Source organism: Nocardioides pantholopis, from assembly GCF_003710085.1.
Classification (GTDB): Bacteria; Actinomycetota; Actinomycetes; order Propionibacteriales; family Nocardioidaceae; genus Nocardioides; species Nocardioides pantholopis.
On sequence record NZ_CP033324.1, the window covers coordinates 31,991 to 49,314 of the forward strand.

General features: G+C 73.4%; 15 protein-coding genes and 1 tRNA gene. 10 read left to right on the forward strand and 6 right to left on the reverse strand.

What is annotated here, in order from left to right:
• Position 1: 1 nt before the first annotated feature.
• Genes EBO35_RS00140 through EBO35_RS00150 form a run of 3 tightly spaced genes read right to left on the reverse strand, consistent with a single transcriptional unit; the run spans position 2 to position 2,559 of the window.
• Positions 2 to 1,351, reverse strand: a complete 1,350-nt coding sequence (locus EBO35_RS00140; protein WP_122815934.1) for a PP2C family protein-serine/threonine phosphatase — start codon at positions 1,349 to 1,351, stop codon at positions 2 to 4.
• Positions 1,352 to 1,364: 13 nt separating this feature from the next.
• Positions 1,365 to 1,841, reverse strand: a complete 477-nt coding sequence (locus EBO35_RS00145; RefSeq protein ID WP_122815935.1) for an FHA domain-containing protein FhaB/FipA — start codon at positions 1,839 to 1,841, stop codon at positions 1,365 to 1,367.
• A complete protein-coding gene (locus EBO35_RS00150; protein WP_122815936.1) occupies positions 1,834 to 2,559 on the reverse strand; it encodes a DUF3662 and FHA domain-containing protein in 726 nt (241 codons plus the stop codon). Before EBO35_RS00150 ends, EBO35_RS00145 begins: the two co-directional genes overlap by 8 nt.
• Positions 2,560 to 2,791: 232 nt before the next feature.
• Here EBO35_RS00150 and EBO35_RS00155 point away from each other — a divergent pair.
• A tRNA-Leu gene (locus tag EBO35_RS00155) sits at positions 2,792 to 2,878 on the forward strand.
• Positions 2,879 to 2,985: 107 nt separating this feature from the next.
• Positions 2,986 to 3,672, forward strand: coding sequence for a DUF3592 domain-containing protein (locus EBO35_RS00160; protein ID WP_122815937.1), 687 nt, complete (start codon positions 2,986 to 2,988; stop codon positions 3,670 to 3,672).
• A gap of 223 nt (positions 3,673 to 3,895) precedes the next feature.
• Here the strand turns inward: EBO35_RS00160 and EBO35_RS00170 are convergent, their stop codons facing one another.
• Positions 3,896 to 6,208: an MMPL family transporter gene (locus EBO35_RS00170; RefSeq protein WP_122815938.1), complete on the reverse strand. Its 2,313-nt coding sequence runs from the start codon at positions 6,206 to 6,208 to the stop codon at positions 3,896 to 3,898.
• A gap of 37 nt (positions 6,209 to 6,245) precedes the next feature.
• Entirely contained in the window at positions 6,246 to 6,833 is a 588-nt protein-coding gene (locus EBO35_RS00175) for a TetR/AcrR family transcriptional regulator (RefSeq protein WP_122815939.1), read from the reverse strand.
• A 215-nt stretch (positions 6,834 to 7,048) separates the two neighbouring features.
• Between EBO35_RS00175 and EBO35_RS00180 the strand changes: the two genes are divergently transcribed.
• On the forward strand, positions 7,049 to 8,392 hold the full coding sequence (locus EBO35_RS00180; RefSeq protein WP_122819169.1) for an NAD-dependent malic enzyme: 1,344 nt from the start codon (positions 7,049 to 7,051) through the stop codon (positions 8,390 to 8,392).
• A 24-nt stretch (positions 8,393 to 8,416) separates the two neighbouring features.
• Here EBO35_RS00180 and ppgK read toward each other — a convergent pair whose 3' ends face one another.
• The gene (ppgK, locus tag EBO35_RS00185) at positions 8,417 to 9,163 is read right to left on the reverse strand and encodes a polyphosphate--glucose phosphotransferase (RefSeq protein WP_122815940.1); all 747 of its coding nucleotides are present in this window, start codon (positions 9,161 to 9,163) and stop codon (positions 8,417 to 8,419) included.
• Between the two features lie 109 nt (positions 9,164 to 9,272).
• On the opposite strand from ppgK, the gene EBO35_RS00190 reads away from it, so the two are divergent.
• The 7 genes from EBO35_RS00190 (at position 9,273) to EBO35_RS00225 (ending at position 17,263) form a co-directional block, all read left to right on the forward strand.
• Positions 9,273 to 10,517, forward strand: a complete 1,245-nt coding sequence (locus EBO35_RS00190) for a M15 family metallopeptidase (RefSeq protein WP_122815941.1) — start codon at positions 9,273 to 9,275, stop codon at positions 10,515 to 10,517.
• Positions 10,518 to 10,539: 22 nt separating this feature from the next.
• Positions 10,540 to 11,508 (forward strand): NADPH:quinone oxidoreductase family protein, encoded by a 969-nt coding sequence (locus EBO35_RS00195; protein ID WP_122815942.1) that lies wholly within the window; start codon positions 10,540 to 10,542, stop codon positions 11,506 to 11,508.
• A gap of 56 nt (positions 11,509 to 11,564) precedes the next feature.
• The gene (locus tag EBO35_RS00200; RefSeq protein ID WP_122815943.1) at positions 11,565 to 11,888 is read left to right on the forward strand and encodes a hypothetical protein; all 324 of its coding nucleotides are present in this window, start codon (positions 11,565 to 11,567) and stop codon (positions 11,886 to 11,888) included.
• A 161-nt stretch (positions 11,889 to 12,049) separates the two neighbouring features.
• Positions 12,050 to 14,008 (forward strand): M13 family metallopeptidase, encoded by a 1,959-nt coding sequence (locus tag EBO35_RS00205; protein ID WP_122815944.1) that lies wholly within the window; start codon positions 12,050 to 12,052, stop codon positions 14,006 to 14,008.
• Positions 14,009 to 14,249: 241 nt separating this feature from the next.
• Positions 14,250 to 14,552 carry a DUF2470 domain-containing protein gene (locus EBO35_RS00215; RefSeq protein ID WP_122815945.1) on the forward strand — a complete coding sequence of 101 codons (303 nt, stop codon included), beginning with the start codon at positions 14,250 to 14,252 and terminating at the stop codon, positions 14,550 to 14,552.
• A 33-nt stretch (positions 14,553 to 14,585) separates the two neighbouring features.
• Positions 14,586 to 15,119, forward strand: a complete 534-nt coding sequence (locus tag EBO35_RS00220; protein WP_164477730.1) for a hypothetical protein — start codon at positions 14,586 to 14,588, stop codon at positions 15,117 to 15,119.
• A 38-nt stretch (positions 15,120 to 15,157) separates the two neighbouring features.
• Positions 15,158 to 17,263, forward strand: coding sequence for a RecQ family ATP-dependent DNA helicase (locus EBO35_RS00225; protein WP_122815946.1), 2,106 nt, complete (start codon positions 15,158 to 15,160; stop codon positions 17,261 to 17,263).
• Positions 17,264 to 17,324 lie beyond the last annotated feature (61 nt).

Below are 17,324 nucleotides of genomic sequence, written 5' to 3' on the forward strand. Positions count from 1 at the left end.
CTCAGCCCGCCCGGCCCGCGCTCGCTGCGGTGCCGGCGCTCGAGGAACTCGTCTGGGTGGACACGGTCGTCTCGGTGGGTGCCATCTTGCCGGCGAGGTTGCGGACGGTGTCGCGGGCACTGTCGAGGGTGCCGCCGCCCATGCCGTCCTCGAGGCGGCGCTGCTGGACCGTCGGCAGTCGCTCGACGACCACGTTGGTGGTCTCGTAGGGCTCGGAGAGGGAGACCCCGGGCAGGTCGGCGCTGATGCCGCGGAAGATCACGACCACGCCGTCCTGCTCGCCGACGTAGTACTGGCGCTGGGACCACGACCACGCGGCGGCCGTGGAGATCCAGACCAGGCCGACCAGGACCGCGAGCGCCAGGACCCGGCGCAGCCAGGCGAAGCGGGCCGGCGGGCGGGGGGCGTAGCGGGCCGCCTCGGGGTCGATCGGGTCGGCCGGGATCGCGAACGGCACGTCGGCGGGCAGGTCGGCGGGGACCGCCTCCAGCTCGCCGGTGTCGCCGCTGCGGTGGCCACGGAACAGGCCCGCGCCCAGGGCCCGCCCGGGGCGGCGGCGCAGCTCGGCGGCCGCGCCGACGAGCTGGGGGGCGAGCTCCTCGCCGTCCGCGTCGAGCACCGGCGTGTCGTCGCTGACGACCTCGGCGACCACGCAGGTGACGTTGTCGGAGCTCCCCGCGTCCAGGGAGGCGCGCACCAGCTCCACCGCGGCGTAGTCGGGGGTGCCCTCGCTGAGGATCGTGGCCAGCCGGGTGTCGTCGAGGACCCCGGAGGCCCCGTCGCTGCACAGCAGCAGCCGGTCGCCCGCCAGCAGGTCGAGCACGAACAGGTCCGGCTCGGTCTCGTGCATGCCGTCGAGGGCCTTGAGGATCAGGTTGCGGTGCGGGTGGACCCGCGCGTCGTCCTCGGTGATCCGGCCCTCGTCGATGAGGCTCTGGACGAATGTGTGGTCGCGGGTGAGCTGGCTCAGCTCGCCGTGGCGCAGCAGGTAGGCCCGGCTGTCGCCGACGTGGCCGATCGCGATCCGGTCGCCGTCGAAGAGGGCGACGGTGGCGGTGGTGCTGGTGCCGTTGAGGGAGGGATCCTCGTCAACGAGCTCGCCGATCCGGTCGTGGGCGCGGTGCAGGGCGCCGGAGACCAGGCCGAGCAGGTCGTCCGGCGTGGCCACCTCGGGGCGCTCGTCGAGGCGGCGCAGCTGCTGCACCGCGGTGCCGGAGGCGATGTCGCCGCGCGCGGCGCCGCCCACGCCGTCGCAGACGGTCAGCAGCCACGGCCCGGCGTACCCGGAGTCCTGGTTGTCCTTGCGGACCCGGCCGACGTCGGAGATCGCGGCGTACTGGAGGCGGAGCATCAGCGCGGGCCCGTCACTTCCGCAGCTCGAGGATCGTCTTGCCGATGCGGACCTGGGTGCCGAGGGTGATCGTGGTGGGCTGGGTGATCCGCACGTTGCCGATGTAGGTGCCGTTGGTGGACCCGAGGTCCTCGACGTACCACTGGTCGCCGGCGGCGGCGATCCGGGCGTGCCGGGTGGAGACGTAGTCGTCGTCGAGGCGGATCGCGGCGTCGGAGCCGCGGCCGATCAGGATCGGTGCCCGGTCGAGGTCGGCCCGCTCGCCGGCGTTGCCGCCCTCGACCACCAGGACGTGGGAGGGGGTGCCGCGGCGCTTCGAGGGGGTCTTGGGCCGGCGCTCCTTGGTGGGCGCCTGGCCGCGGCCGCGGGCGGACTCGGGGACCCGGGCGCCGAACATGTCGGTGCGGATCACGGAGACCGCCGAGAGCACGAAGATCCACAGGATGGCGAGGTAGGCGATCCGGATCAGCAGCAGGGTGAGCTCAGACAACGCGGTCCTCCTCGACCACCCGCACGGTGAGCGTGGTGTTCCCGATCCGCACCGTGGACCCGTCGTGCAGCGCGGCGCGGGGGACCTTGCGGCCGTCGACCAGCAGCCCGTTGGTGGAGCCCAGGTCGTGGACCTCGACGCGCAGGTCGTCGCGGTCGCCGCGGGCGCCCTCGACGACGAGGAACTCGGCGTGCCGCCGGCTCACTCCGGGGTCGTTGATGCGAACGTCGGCCTCGGTGCCGCGGCCGACGACCAGGCCGGGCGGCTGGAGGGGCTGCCGGGTGCCGTTGACCTCGAGCATCGCCCGGGCGCGCCGTACCTGGGCGGGGGAGGCGTGGCCGGTCACCTTGGCCTGGGCGCGGCTGCGCACCCGGAACCGGCCGGTGGTCAGGTCGTCGGCGGGCTCGAAGGAGAGCGTGACCGGGCCGGGGAAGGAGTAGCCCTGGGACTCGGCGTGCTCGCGGAGCTGGGTGACCAGCTCGTCGGCCATCGCGGTGTCGTACGGCGCCAGCCGGTCCAGGTCGGTGCCGGACAGCTCCACGTGGAAGTCGTTGGGGACCAGGCGGCGGTCCCGGGAGAGGATCTGGGCGTTGTTGTCGCACTCGCGCTGCAGCGCCGCGGCGATCTCGACCGGCTGGACCGCCGAGCGGAAGGCGCGCGCGAAGGCGCCGGAGATCAGCTGCTCGAGCCGCTGCTCGAACCGTTGCAGACCACCCACGTCGCCTCCTTTCCGAGTTCTGACTTCTGCTCTCGCCCTGGGGGCCGCGCGATCGCGGCCCGCTCGACCCTCCCACGAACCGCACGCAGGCCGAGTGACCGGCTCGTCGCCGGGTCGCCCTGATCGTATCCATGCGACCCCGGCGTACCCCGCCCGTCACGCGCCGATCGGGGCCCCTCGCTCCCCGGTTTGGGAATGTCCGGCGGGCTGGGATAGCCTGACGCCGCTTCAAGCGCGAGTGGCGGAATAGGCAGACGCGCACGGTTCAGGTCCGTGTGTCCGAAAGGACGTGGGGGTTCAACTCCCCCCTCGCGCACCACCCGGGGAACATCCCGGACCCGAGGCCGGGGCCTTCCAGAGATGGGAGTCCCGGCCTCGAGTCGTTTCCGGGCTCTCCAGGTCCGGCCGGCGACCCATACTGGGCAGATGTCCGAGTCCGGATCTCGCGCGCCGGCCGCCCGAGGGGGCCGCTCGAGGCTGCTGCTGCTCGCGGTCGTCCTGGTGGTCGTGAACCTGCCGCTGGCGCAGAGCCTCTGGGAGCGCTGGCAGCTGGACCGGTCCGGGGCCGAGGTGGTCGCGGACGTGCGGGCCGAGCGGGCCCGGGACAGCGGCGGCGAGCCGACGTACCTGGTCTACTTCACCTACCCCGAGGAGATCGACCCCGCTCCCCAGCGGACCTGGCCGGTCGAGGTCGACGAGGACGCCCACGCCGCCGCGGTCGCGGGCGGGACGCTGCGGGTGCGGGTGCTGCCCGAGCACCAGTCGGTGTACGCCGTCGACGGTCAGGTGCGCAGCAGCTCGGTCCTGGTCGTGACCCTGCTGATCGACGCAGGGGTCCTCCTGGGCGCGCTGCTGCTGTGGCGCTTCCGGGGCCGGCTGCGCCCGGTGCTGGTGCTCGCGGCCGACGCCGACGTGGAGCCGGCGCCGGCGGAGGCGCTGCTGGAGCGGCGGGCCGGCGACTGCTACCTGGTCCGCGGCCGGGTCGTCGAGACGGCGCCGGGCGAGGTGCTGCTGGAGGTCGCCGACCGTCGGGTCCGGGTGCTGCTCGGCGTGCACACCAGCCTGGTCGGTGAGCAGGAGCTCGCGCAGGCCCGCGGCCGGCTGGTCGGCTGAGCGGCGTTCGGGTGCGGGGATCTCGACACGCCCTCGCCCGGGGGCTCGGGCGGCTCGATCGGCGGGCGGGGCTCGGGGGGCTCGGGCGGGACTCGGGCGGGGCTCGGGGGGCTCGGGCGGGACTCGGGCGGGGCTCGGGGGCTCGGGCGGGACTCGGGCGGCGGGAACGGGAACGGCCCGGGGTGCGCCGCAGCGCACCCCGGGCCGCCCGGGAGGGGGTTGCTCAGACGCGGACCGCGTCGTCTCCGGTGGTGACCTCGTCACCCGACGGGCGCAGGTGCTCGCGCTCGAGCTTCTCGCCCTCGACGTCGACGACCGGAAGGATCCGGTCCAGCCAGGCCGGGAGGTACCAGGCCTTCTCACCGAGCAGGTACATCAGCGCCGGGATCAGCGCCATCCGGACGACGAAGGCGTCGAAGAGCACGGCGATCGCCAGGGCGAAGCCCATCGACTTGATGATCGGCTCATCGATGAGGATGAACGCGGCGAAGACCGAGATCATGATCGCCGCGGCCGCGGTGACGACCCGGGCGCTGTTGCGGAAGCCGTCGACCACCGCGTCGCGGGCGCTCATGCCGTGCACGTGCGCCTCGCGCATCCGGGTGACCAGGAAGACCTGGTAGTCCATCGCCAGCCCGAAGACCAGGCCGATCAGGAAGATCGGCATGAAGCTGACGATCGGCTGGCCCTCCATGATCCCGAAGGCGCCCTCCTGGAAGACCGCCACGGTCACGCCGAGGGTCGCGAGCACCGAGAGCAGGAACCCGAACGTCGCGGTCAGCGGGACCAGGATCGACCGGAAGACCAGCATCAGCAGCAGGAACGCCAGCCCGACGACCACTGCCAGGTAGATCGGCAGCGCGTCGCTGAGCCGGTCCGAGACGTCGGTCGTGATCGCGGTCAGACCGGTCACGCCGGTGGTGGTGCCGGTCTCGGCCTCGATGTCGGACTGCCCGTCGCGCATCGCGGTGAGCAGGTCCTGGGTCGCGGTGTCCTCGGCCCCCGAGGACGGCGTCACCAGCACCTGGGCGCCGGTGCCCTCCTCGTTCATCGTGACCACCTGGGCGTTCTGCACGTCGTCGAGCTGGCCGGCCCACTGGGCCACGGCGCCGAAGGCGGCGGGACGCTCGGCGGCGTCGACGTCGGTGGCGTCGACCACGACCATCAGCGGGGCGTCCCGGCCCGGGCCGAAGGCCTCGGCGGTCAGGTCGGAGGCCTGGCGCTGGGTGGTGTCGACCGACGCGGTGCTGTCGGAGGGGAAGGCCAAGTGCAGGCCCTTCATCGGGATGGCCAGCGCGCCGAGCAGGACGATCGCGAGCAGGGCGACCACGACCGGGAACCGGCCCACGGTCCGGGCCCAGCGCACGCCGTTGTTGAGCAGCTGGCCGTCGGCGTCGCGCTTCGGCTCGTAGCGCCGGACCTGGCCGCCGAACGCCTTGGACTTCAGCATCCCAAGCACGGCGGGCAGCAGCGTGAGTGCGACCAGGACCGAGATGAAGACCGTGCTGGCCGCGGCGATGCCCATCGAGGTCAGGAACGGGATCCGCACGACAGCGAGCGCGGACAGGGCGATCAGCACGGTGAGACCGGCGAAGACCACCGCGGAGCCGGCGGTGCCGACCGAGATGCCCATCGCCTCCTCGCGGTCCTCGGTGTGGTGCAGCTCGTTGCGGTAGCGGGCCAGGATGAACAGCGCGTAGTCGATGCCGACCGCCAGGCCGATCATCGTGGCGAGCATCGGGGTGGTGGAGCCGATCTCGGTGAACGCCGTCATCGCGGTGATGCCGGTGATGCCGAGGCCGACACCCAGGGCCGCGGTGACGATCGGGAGGCCGGCGGCGATCAGCGAGCCGAAGGTCAGGACCAGGACGATGAGGGCCACGCCGATGCCGATGAGCTCGGACGTCGCGTTCACCTCCAGCATTCCGGCGGAGCCGGAGCCGTTGGCCTCGACCTCGAGGCCGTCGACCCGGTGCTCGGCCATCGTGTCCATCAGCGCGTCGATGGTCCCGGGCTTCACGTCGGCGATGGTCTCGACGTCGAAGTCGAAGGTGATCTGCCCGACCCGGCCGTCCTCGGACAGCGGGGAGAGCGCGGCGGCGTTGGCCTCCGCCTGCTCGCGCGGCAGCCCGCTCTCGGTGGCGGCGCCCACGATCATCTGCTCCTGGGCCGCCGCCGCCTGGACCGGGTTCGCCAGCGGGGTGTCCGGCATCTGCGGCAGCTGCGCCAGGTCGGCCACCAGGGCGTCGACCTCCTTGGCGTTCTCCGGGTCGCTGAGCTTCTCGCCCTCGGGGGCGGCGACGACGACGTTGACGGTGGCCTGGTCGAAGGCGTCCTTGGCGTCGGGGAACAGCTCCGCCTGCATGTCGGCGGCCTTCTCCGAGGGGATCCCCGGGATGGAGAAGGAGTCGCTCATCGGCTTGGACATCGTCGCGGCGAAGGCGCCGACGACGATCATCGCCACCAGCCATCCGGCGATGAAGATCGGCCAGCGCCGGAAGGCGGTCTTGCCGAGTCGGTACAACAGGGTGGCCACGGGTTCTCCTGGAAGTGGGCTGTGCTGGGTGGTCGGGTCAGGCGAGCAGGCTGCGGGCGTCGTGCAGGGTCTGGTCGAACAGGTCGGGCATCGGGCGGTCGTCGCCGTCGAGGAACTGGGTCAGGGCGGCCTCGAAGACGGTCACGACCAGCCGGATCAGCAGCCGGGCGCGGGCTTGGTCGATCCGGTTCCCCTCGCGCTCGCCGATCAGGCCGACGAAGCCGGCGGTGACCTCCTCGAAGCGCTCGTGCACCGCGGCGAGGAGCTTGGGCGAGGAGGTGACCAGCGCGGTGACGCGGCGTAGGCCCTCCCGGTCCAGGCCCAGCTCGTTGGCCTCGAGGAAGGTGCGAGCGAGGACAGCGAGGTCCTCGATGAGGTCGCCGGTCGGGCCGCCGGCGACGAACTCCCGCCGGGCCGCCTCGCTGATCAGCGGGACCGGCCCCAGCACGGCGTCCAGCTTGCCGGGGTAGTAGTTGAACAGCGTGCGCCGGGAGACCCCGGCGGCGTCGGCCAGCTCGTCCATCGTGAAGCCGTCGAGCCCCTGCTCGGCTGTCAGCACCTGGGCGCAGCGGGTGATCCGCACAGCGGTCTGCTGCCGCTTGAGGTCCCGGGTGCATCGGTGCATGACGAGATTCTTGCACTGTGGCCCAAAAAGTGCAGATCAGTGACTGGTGTCACAAGCCGGGTGGGCGGGCTCACCTGTGGCAGGCGTCCGACTTGCCGGTAGCCGTTCCCACGGCGGAGGGTGGCGGCGTGTCCGACCCGAACCCCTCCGTCCAGTCCTCCGCCTCGGCAGCCGCCCCCCGCAACGCCGCCACCACCTCGTCGTACTCGATCACGATGCGGCTGCACACCGACCCCGACCACGGGGTGGTCGGGACGGTCGCCACGACGATCGCCCAGGCCGGCGGCATCGTGACCGCCATCGACGTCATCGAGTCCAGCCACACCCGCCTGGTCGTCGACGTGACCTGCTCGGCCGGCGACGCCGACCACGCCACGCAGCTGCAGGAGACCGTCGGCGCGGTCGAGGGCGTGGAGGTCTACAAGGTCAGCGACCGCACGTTCCTGCTGCACCTGGGCGGCAAGATCGAGGTCTCCTCGAAGGTGCCGCTGCGCAACCGCGACGACCTCTCGATGGCCTACACCCCCGGCGTCGGCCGGGTCAGCGCGGCGATCGCGGCGAACCCCGAGGACGTCTCCCGGCTCACGATCAAGGGCAACGCGGTCGCGGTGGTGACCGACGGCTCCGCGGTCCTCGGCCTGGGCAACATCGGGCCCGGCGCTGCGCTGCCGGTGATGGAGGGCAAGGCCGCGCTCTTCAAGCGGTTCGCCGACATCGACGCCTGGCCGATCTGCCTGGCCAGCCAGGACACCGACGAGATCGTGCGCGCGGTCGAGATGATCGCGCCGGGCTTCGGCGGCATCAACCTCGAGGACATCGCCGCCCCGCGCTGCTTCGAGATCGAGCGGCGGCTGCGCGAGAGCCTCGACATCCCGGTCTTCCACGACGACCAGCACGGCACCGCGATCGTGGTGCTCGCGGCGCTGACCAACGCCCTGCGGGTCGTGGGCAAGTCGCTCCCGGACGTGCGGATCGTGGTCTCCGGCGCGGGCGCGGCCGGCACCGCGATCGTCACCCTGCTGCTGGCCGCCGGAGCCGGCGACGTCGTCGTGTACGACCGGGCCGGGTGCCTGGCCGCGGGCGACGACACGCTGCCCCGGGCCCAGCGGGAGCTGGCCGAGGCCACCAACCCGCGCGGCGTGCGCGGCGACCTGCGCGCCGCGCTGACCGGTGCCGACGTGTTCGTCGGCGTCAGCGGCCCCGGCGTGCTCGACGCGACGTGGATCCAGGACATGGCCGAGGACGCGGTCGTCTTCGCGCTGGCCAACCCGGACCCGGAGGTCGACCCCGTCGAGGCCGCGAAGTATGCAGCCGTCGTCGCCAGCGGCCGTTCGGACTACCCGAACCAGATCAACAACGTGCTCGCGTTCCCCGGGGTGTTCCGCGGCCTGCTCGACGCCCGGGCCTCCGAGATCGGGATCGACATGCTGCTGCGGGCGGCCGAGGCGATCGCGCTGGTGGTCACCGACGACGAGCTCAACCCGAGCTTCATCATCCCCACGGTCTTCGACCCGGACGTGCCCAAGGCCGTCGCGGCGGCGATCAGCGGGGCGCGCTGACCGGGGCTCGCGGGGCCTCGCGGGCTACAGCGTCGCGTACAGCGCGGCGCCCACGACGCCGGCCCGGTTGCGCAGCGTGGCCGGGACGATCTCGGTCTCGATGCGCACCAGCGGCAGGAAGTGGTCGGCGCGCTTGCTGATGCCACCGCCGACCACGATCAGGTCGGGGGAGAAGAGCCGCTCCAGGGTCCGGTAGTACGTCGTGAGCCGCTCGGCCCACTGCGCCATCGACAGCCCCTCGGCCTCGCGGGCGCTGTTCGCGGCGCGGCTCTCGGCGTCGTACCCGTCGATCTCGAGGTGGCCGAGCTCGGCGTTCGGCACCAGGACGCCGTCGTGGACCAGGGCGGAGCCGATGCCGGTGCCGAGGGTCGTCACGATCACGAGACCGTCGCGGCCGCGGGCGGCGCCGTACCGGACCTCGGCCAGGCCGGCGGCGTCGGCGTCGTTGACCACGTGCACGTCGCGGCCGGTGGCCTCGGTGAACAGGGCGTCGGCGTCGGTGCCGATCCAGGACTCGTCGATGTTCGCGGCCGAGCGGACCACGCCGTGGCGGACCACGCCCGGGACCGTGACCCCGATCGGGGCCGAGGAGGCCGGGAACTCGGCGAGCAGGCTCGAGAACACCTCGGCGACCGCCGCGGGGGTCGCGGGGCGCGGGGTGCGGACCCGCACCCGCTCGGCGGCGAAGTCGCCGGTGGTCAGGTCGACCGGCGCGCCCTTGATGCCGGTGCCGCCGAAGTCGATGCCGAAGGGGAGGTCCTGCGCAGTCATGACGACAACCTACGGGCACCCGGCCGGCTGATCAGCCGCGAACCGGCCCGGGACCGACCGGCGAGGCGGTCGGGAGGCAGCCCCTAGGCTGGAGGGCCGGGAGGGATGCATGGGACTGCAGCGCAGGATCGCCGCCGGCGGTCTGCTCGGTGTGCTGGCGCTGGTCAGCGCCTGCGGCGCGGGCGGCTCCCCAGGCGGTGAGCCCGACGGGTCGCCGCGGGCCGGCGCGTCCTCGCCGCCGACCGCCCCGGCGCGCACGGAGCCGGCGGCGGCCCCGAGCGGTGCGCCCTCCCCGCCCGCGGCGTACGCCGTGGAGGCGCCGGGCCCCCGCGAGGGGGCGCTGTCCTATGCCGACATCCTGGTCGCCGGTCCCGAGGAGCTCGATGAGGACACGGTCGCGGCGGTCCGCGCCGTGCCGGGCGTGACCAGCGTCGCGCGGATCGCGCTGGCCCAGGTCAGCCTCGACAACCGGCTGGTGAGCGTGGCGGCGGTCGACCCCGCGTCGTACCGCAACTTCGTGGCCGCCGGCAGCGCCGACACCCAGGCGGTGTGGGACCGGGTCGCCGGCGGCGAGATCGCCGTCGACCCCCGGATCCGGCGGCGGCTGCCGATCGACGAGGACGGCTACGTCCGGCTCGGCAGCGACCGGGACGCCCCGCGCGCCCACGTCGGCGCGTTCGCGGAGCAGATCGAGGGCGCCGTCGACGTCGTCGTCAACGAGAAGTGGATCGAGGAGCTCGCGATGACGCCCGGCAACGCGCTGCTGGTCTCGACCACCGGCACCGCGCCGCAGGCCGTGGACGAGCCGCTGCGCGCGGCGCTGGGCGCCGACGTCCCGGTGCAGTTCGTCGACGCCGTCGCCCGCTTCGGGCTCGACCCCGGCGCCCCCCAGACCGCGGTGGTGGTCGGCGCCACCGCCGACGCGGTCGGGACCTTCCGCTACACGGTGCTCGCCGGCGGCCGGATCGCCCCGGACCCGGCCTGGGTCAGCGCGCACATCACCACCGAGGCGGTCCCGATCCTCGGCACCGTCACCTGCAACCGGCTGATCTTCCCGCAGCTGCGCGCCGCTCTCGAGGAGGTCGTGCAGCGCGGGCTGGCCGACCGGATCCACCCCGACGAGTACGCCGGGTGCTACTACCCGCGCTTCATCGCCGGCTCCAGCACCCTGTCCAACCACGCCTTCGGGCTGGCCCTCGACCTCAACGTGCCCGGCAACGGCCGGGGCAGCGTCGGCGCGATCGACCGGACGGTCGTGTCGATCTTCAAGAAGTGGGGCTTCGGGTGGGGCGGCGACTGGAAGTGGACCGACCCGATGCACTTCGAGATGAACGCGTTGGTCGACCCGCGCTGAGCGGTGCCCTAGCCTCCCGGATATGCGCGCTGTCCAGGTCCTCACCACCACCGGTCCCGCCGACGTCGAGGTCCGCGAGGTCCCCGACCCGACCCCGGGCCCGGACGACGTCCTCGTGGAGGTGCACAGCGTCGGGATCTCCTTCCCCGACCTGCTGCTGAGCAAGGGCGAGTACCAGCTCAAGCCCGAGCCCCCGTTCACCCTCGGCGTCGACTTCGCCGGCACCGTGGTCTCGGGTCCCGGCTTCGAGCCGGGCCAGCGGGTCGCCGGCGTCGGGGCGTACGGCGGAGCCGCCGAGCTGGTCGCCAGCCCGCGCGGCTCGACGTTCGCGCTGCCCGACGCGCTCTCCTTCGACGAGGGCGCGGCGATGCCGATGAACTACCTCACCGCGCAGTTCGCGCTCGACGAGCGCGGCGGGCTGCGGGCCGGCGAGACCGTGCTGGTGCACGGCGCGGCCGGCGGCGTCGGCACCGCGACGATCCAGGTGGCGCGCGCGATGGGCGCGCGGGTGATCGCGGTGGTCTCCACCGAGGAGAAGGCCAAGGTCGCGCGGGACGCCGGCGCGGACGAGGCGGTGCTGCTCGACGGCTTCCGGGACGCCGTCGGCACGCTCACCGGCGGAGCCGGAGCCGGGGTCGACGTCGTCGTCGACGTGGTCGGTGGCGACGCCTTCACCGACTCGCTGCGGGTGCTGGCACCGCAGGGACGGCTGCTCGTGGTCGGGTTCGCCGCCGGCCAGGGGATCCCCCAGGTCAAGGTCAACCGGCTGCTGCTCAACAACGTCGACGTGCGCGGCGTCGGGTGGGGCGCCTACACGATGACCCGGCCCGGCTATCTCCAGCGGCAGTGGGCCGCGCTGGTGCCGATGATCGAGTCCGGCGTGGTCCGCCCGCCGGTCGGCGCGACGTACCCGCTGGCGGAGTTCGGGCGCGCCCTCGAGGACATGGCCGAGCGCCGGACCCTCGGGAAGTCGGTCGTCCGGGTCCGCTGACCGGGACCGGTCGGCCTCGGCGCGACCCGCGCCGTCGGACCGGGCAGGATGGGGCCATGACCGAGACCCCCGCCGAGAACGGCACCGAGAACCCCGACGACACCGCCCGTCGCGCCGGCCACATCATCCTCGACGGCGTGACCGCACTCGACGTCGAGAGCGACCAGGCCATCGAGATCGCCTTCGGCCGGCTGCTGGAGATCGACGCCATCGAGGTCACCCTCGACGAGGACGAGGGCGAGCTCGAGCTCGACATCTCCCCGCTGATGGGCGGCGTGATGATGGTCGTGCGCCAGCTGGTCGACGAGATCGTGCGCCGCGACGGCTCCAGCTTCGAGGACGTGCTGGCGCTGGTGCGGACCCGGATCGACGCTGGCTGAGGCTGGGGGGCCGAGGATCCCCGGTCTACCGGGGATCCCGGCGCTTCTCGGGCATTGCAAGCCCCCACAAGCGCGGGCAGTGCCCGAGGACTCGGCGCGGCCCGGGTACGCCGCACCCCGGCCCCCGGTCCGGCTGACGGCCACCGACTAGGGTCGTGGCCGTGAGCATCCTCGACGACGCCCGCCCGGGCATGAACCCCGCGATCCGCCCCCAGGACGACCTGTTCGGCCACGTCAACGGCCGGTGGCTGGACGAGGTGGAGATCCCCGCGGACCGCTCCAGCTGGGGCCCGTTCGTGCAGCTGGCCGACGCCGCGGAGACCCGGGTCCGCGAGATCATCGAGCACCTCGCCGACGGCGGGGAGCCGAGCTCGCAGGACGCGACAGCGGCCGAGGACGCCCGCAAGATCGGTGACCTGTTCGCCTCGTTCATGGACACCGACGCGATCGCGGCCAAGGGCCTCGACGCGGTCCGTCCGCTCATCGACGCCGTCGCGGGCCTGCGCGACGTGCGCGACCTCGCGGCGTACCTCGGCGAGTTCGAGCGGGTCGGCGGGCACGGGCTGTTCGGCTCCTACGTCGACACCGACAGCCGCAACTCCGACCGCTACCTGTTCCACCTCGGCCAGGGCGGCCTCGGGCTGCCCGACGAGTCCTACTACCGCGACGAGAAGTTCGCCGAGGTCCGCGAGCAGTACGTCGGGTACCTCGCCCGGCTCTTCACGCTCGGCGAGCACCCCGACCCCCAGGGCGCGGCCCGCACGGTCCTGGAGATCGACACCCGGATCGCCGCCGGGCACTGGGAGCGTGCCGAGACCCGCGACGTGCAGAAGACCTACAACCTGCTGACCGCCGCGGACCTGCAGGAGCTCTGCCCGGCCTTCGACTGGGCCGCCTACGTCACCAACCTCGGCGGCAACGACGAGACAGTGGCCGAGGTCTGCGTGCGCCAGCCGTCGTTCTTCGCGCACCTCTCGACGGTGCTCGAGGAGGTCGACATCGAGCAGTGGCGGCCGTGGATGCTGATCCACGTGCTGCGGCACGCGGCGCCGTACCTCACCGACGAGTTCGTCGAGACCAACTTCGACTTCTACGGCCGCACCCTCAACGGCACCCCCGAGCTGCGCGCCCGCTGGAAGCGCGGGGTCTCGCTGGTCGAGGGCGCGCTGGGCGAGGCCGTCGGGCGCGAGTACGTCGCCCGGCACTTCCCGCCGCGCGCCAAGGCGCTGATGGACGACCTGGTCGCGAACCTGATCGCCGCCTACCGCGAGTCGATCACCTCGCTGGACTGGATGACCGAGGAGACCAAGGCCCGCGCCTTCGAGAAGCTCGAGACCTTCCGGCCCAAGATCGGTTACCCGGACAAGTTCCGCGACTACTCCGCGCTGCGCATCGACCCGAGCGACCTGGTCGGCAACGTCGCGAGCGCCGCCCGCTTCGAGACCGACCGGGAGCTGGCCAAGATCGGCAGCCCGGTGGACCGCGACGAGTGGTTCATGCTCCCGCAGACCGTCAACGCCTACTACAACCCCGGGACCAACGAGATCTGCTTCCCGGCCGGGATCCTGCAGAAGCCGTTCTTCGACGCCGACGCGCACGCCGCGGAGAACTACGGCGGCATCGGCGCGGTCATCGGCCACGAGATCGGTCACGGCTTCGACGACCAGGGCGCCCAGTACGACGCCCACGGCAACCTCGAGGACTGGTGGACGCCGGCCGACAAGGCCGCCTTCGAGGTGAAGACCAAGGCGCTGATCGAGCAGTACGACGCGTTCGAGCCGCGCAGCCTGCCCGGCGAGCACGTCAACGGGGCGCTCACGGTCGGCGAGAACATCGGCGACCTCGGCGGGCTGACCATCGCCCACCGCGCCTACCTGATCGCCGCGGGCGGCGACGCCTCCATCGAGGACCGGCGCCGGCTGTTCACGAACTGGGCCTACGTGTGGCGCACCAAGCGGCGTCCCGAGCAGGAGCGGCAGTTCCTCACCATCGACCCGCACAGCCCGCCGGAGTTCCGGGCGAACATCGTGCGCAACCTCGAGGAGTTCCACGAGGTCTTCGGCACCGCTCCCGGCGACGGGCTGTGGGTCGACCCCGAGGCGCGCGTCCGGATCTGGTGAGCGCCGGGGGGTAGCGGCGGCGTACGGCGGCTCGGCGGCTCGGTGGCTCGGTGGCTCGGCGGGAGCGGTGAGCCTGCCACCGTTTGGGGGGCCGGAACCGTGGCCAGCTCACCGCTGCCCGGGGTGGCTCGGCGGGAGCGGTGAGCCTGCCACCGTTTGGGGGGCCGGAACCGTGGCCAGCTCACCGCTGCCCCCCGGGCGGCGGGTCGACCGGCGGCGGCTCGCCGCTAGCCTGCCGGCCATGAGCACCTTTCCCGCCGAGGTCGTCGCGGCCGTGTGCCGGCACATGAACGACGACCACACCGCCGACAGCCTGCTGATCGTGCGGGCCTTCGCCCGCGCCGACGCGACCGACGCCGAGATGACCGGCGCGGATGCGGAGGCGGGGCACTGGCGGGCGACCACCGCCGAGGGCGTCGAGGACGTCCGGGTCGCCTGGCCCGGCGGCCCGATCACCGAGCGCGCCGAGATCCGGCGCGAGGTCGTGGCGCTCTACGACGCGGCCTGCGAGCGGCTGGGAGTCGCGCGCCGGCCCGAGCACTGAGCCCCGTCACCACTCCCGTGTAACGCTGTAATCATGATTACACAGGAGATGCGGGAGCGCGTGGCCGGCTGGTTCGCCGGTCGCCTCCCGGAGGAGTGGCAGACCGCTCCGCCCACCGTCACGATCGACCGTGAGGAGATCACGGTCCGTCTCACGATCCCCGACGTCGAGCTGAGCACCGGCGGGGACGGTCCTGCCGGCGAGGCAGCCCTCGCCGAGGCCCGGGCCGGGCGCGCCAAGGCCTTCCGCGAGGACACCCGCGAGCAGCGGATGCAGATCGCCCGCGAGGCCGAGCACCGCTACGAGACGAAGGTCTCGTGGGGGGTCCAGGTCGGCGACCACGCCGAGCTGTGGACCCACGTCGCGGCGCCGGTGATGACCCGGCTGCGGCAGCCGCAGCGGATGGTCCTCGACACGCTGGTCGAGGCCGGCGTGGCGCGGTCCCGGGCCGACGCGCTCGCCTGGTGCGTGCGGCTGGTGGGCCAGCACGAGGGCGACTGGCTCGAGGAGCTGCGCGGCGCGATGGCGAGCGTGGCCGACGTACGCGACCGGGGACCGGCGGCCTGAGTACGAGGCCCGGGGGCGCCCGCTGGTAGACACGGGGGATGACCTCCGCGAGTCCCACCCGTACCGACGTCCGCCAGCAGGCCGAGGCGCACCTGCGCGCCCTGGTCGGGCCCCGGGACGGGCAGGGCGAGGCGGTCCTGCGCGAGGACCAGTGGTCGGCGATCGAGGCGCTCGCGGTCGACCGCCGCCGGGCGCTGGTCGTGCAGCGCACCGGCTGGGGCAAGTCGGCGGTGTACTTCGTGGCGACGCTGCTGCTGCGCGAGCAGGGCGCCGGGCCGACGGTCATCGTCTCGCCGCTGCTGGCGCTGATGCGCAACCAGATCGCGGCCGCGGAGCGCGCCGGCATCCGCGCGGTCACGATCAACTCCACGAACATCGAGGACTGGGACCCGATCCAGGAGTCCGTGCGCGCCGGCGAGGTCGACGTGCTCCTGGTCAGCCCCGAGCGGCTCAACAACCCCGGCTTCCGCGACGAGGTCCTGCCCCGGCTCGCCGCGACCTGCGGCCTGCTGGTGGTCGACGAGGCGCACTGCATCTCCGACTGGGGCCACGACTTCCGCCCCGACTACCGCCGGATCCGCACGCTGCTGGGCGAGCTTCCCGACGGGATCCCGGTGCTCGCCACCACCGCCACCGCGAACGAGCGGGTCACCTCTGACGTGGCCGAGCAGCTGGGGCGCGACGTCCTGGTGCTGCGCGGCTCCCTGGACCGGGAGTCGCTGCGGCTCGGCGTGGTCCGCCTCAAGACCGCCGAGCAGCGGCTGGCCTGGCTGGCCGACCACCTCGCCGAGCAGCCCGGCTCCGGCATCGTCTACACGCTCACCGTCGCGGCGACCCAGGAGATCGCCGACTACCTGCGTTCGCGCGGCCACGACGTCGCGGCGTACTCCGGCCAGACCGACCCCACCGAGCGGCAGGCGCTCGAGCAGGACCTCGCCGCCGGCCGGGTCAAGGCGCTGGTGGCGACCAGCGCGCTCGGGATGGGTTTTGACGCGACGCTCGGGTTCGTGGTCAACATGGGTGCGCCGAACTCCCCGGTGGCCTACTACCAGCAGGTCGGCCGCGCCGGCCGCGGCACCGACGAGGCGGTCGTGGTGCTGCTGCCCGCCCCCGAGGACCGCGACATCTGGGCTTACTTCGCCTCGCTGGCCTTCCCCCGCGAGGAGCTGGTCCGCCAGACCCTGGCGGTGCTCGCCGACGCCGGGAAGCCGCTGAGCACCGCCACCCTGGAGACCTACGTCGAGCTGACCCGCAACCGCCTGGAGACGATGCTCAAGGTCCTCGACGTGGACGGCGCCGTACGCCGGGTCCGCGGCGGGTGGGAGTCCACCGGCCAGCCCTGGTCCTACGACGAGGAGCGCTACCGCCGGGTCAGCGAGGCCCGTGAGCGGGAGCAGCGCGCGATGCTCGACTACATCGCCACCGACCGGTGCCGGATGGAGTTCCTGCGGGCCCAGCTCGACGACCCCGGCGCCGGTCCGTGCGGGCGCTGCGACAACTGCGGCGGCCTGGACCTGCCGGCGACGGTCTCCGAGGCCGCGGTCGAGGAGGCCGGGGCCCGGCTCTCCCGGCCGGGCGTCGTGCTCGAGCCGCGGAAGATGTGGCCGACCGCGCTGGCCAACCTCGGCATCGACTGGAAGGGCAAGATCTCCGAGGGGGCCGAGCCTGGCCGGGTCGTCGCCCGGCTCACCGACCTCGGCCACGGCCAGGCGCTGCGCGACCTGTTCCGCGCCGAGACCCCCGACGGCCCGGTGCCGGTGCCGCTGGTGCGCGCGGTCGTGACAGTCCTGGAGGACTGGCGGCCCCGGGTCGACGGCATCGTCGTCGTCGAGTCCGCGACCCGGCCCACGCTGGTGAGCGACCTCGCCGACGGGCTCTCCCGCTACCTGCGGGTGCCGCTGCTGGGCCGCTTCGCGATCGTCGACCCCGACGTCGCCCCCGGGCAGGGCGCGATGAACTCCGCCCAGCGGGTCGCCGCGGTCGGGCGCCGCTACGACCTCGCCGCCGAGGTGCCGGACGGCGCCCGGGTGCTGCTCGTCGACGACCGGGTGGTGACCGGCTGGACCCTCACGGTCGCGGCCCGGGCGCTGCGCCAGGCCGGGGCCGGGGCGGTGCTCCCGCTCGCGCTCGCCTCGGACTCCTGACCCGGACCGCCCGGCGCAGGCCGCGGTTCCGGCCCGCCCGGTCGGGATCGCCCCTACCCTC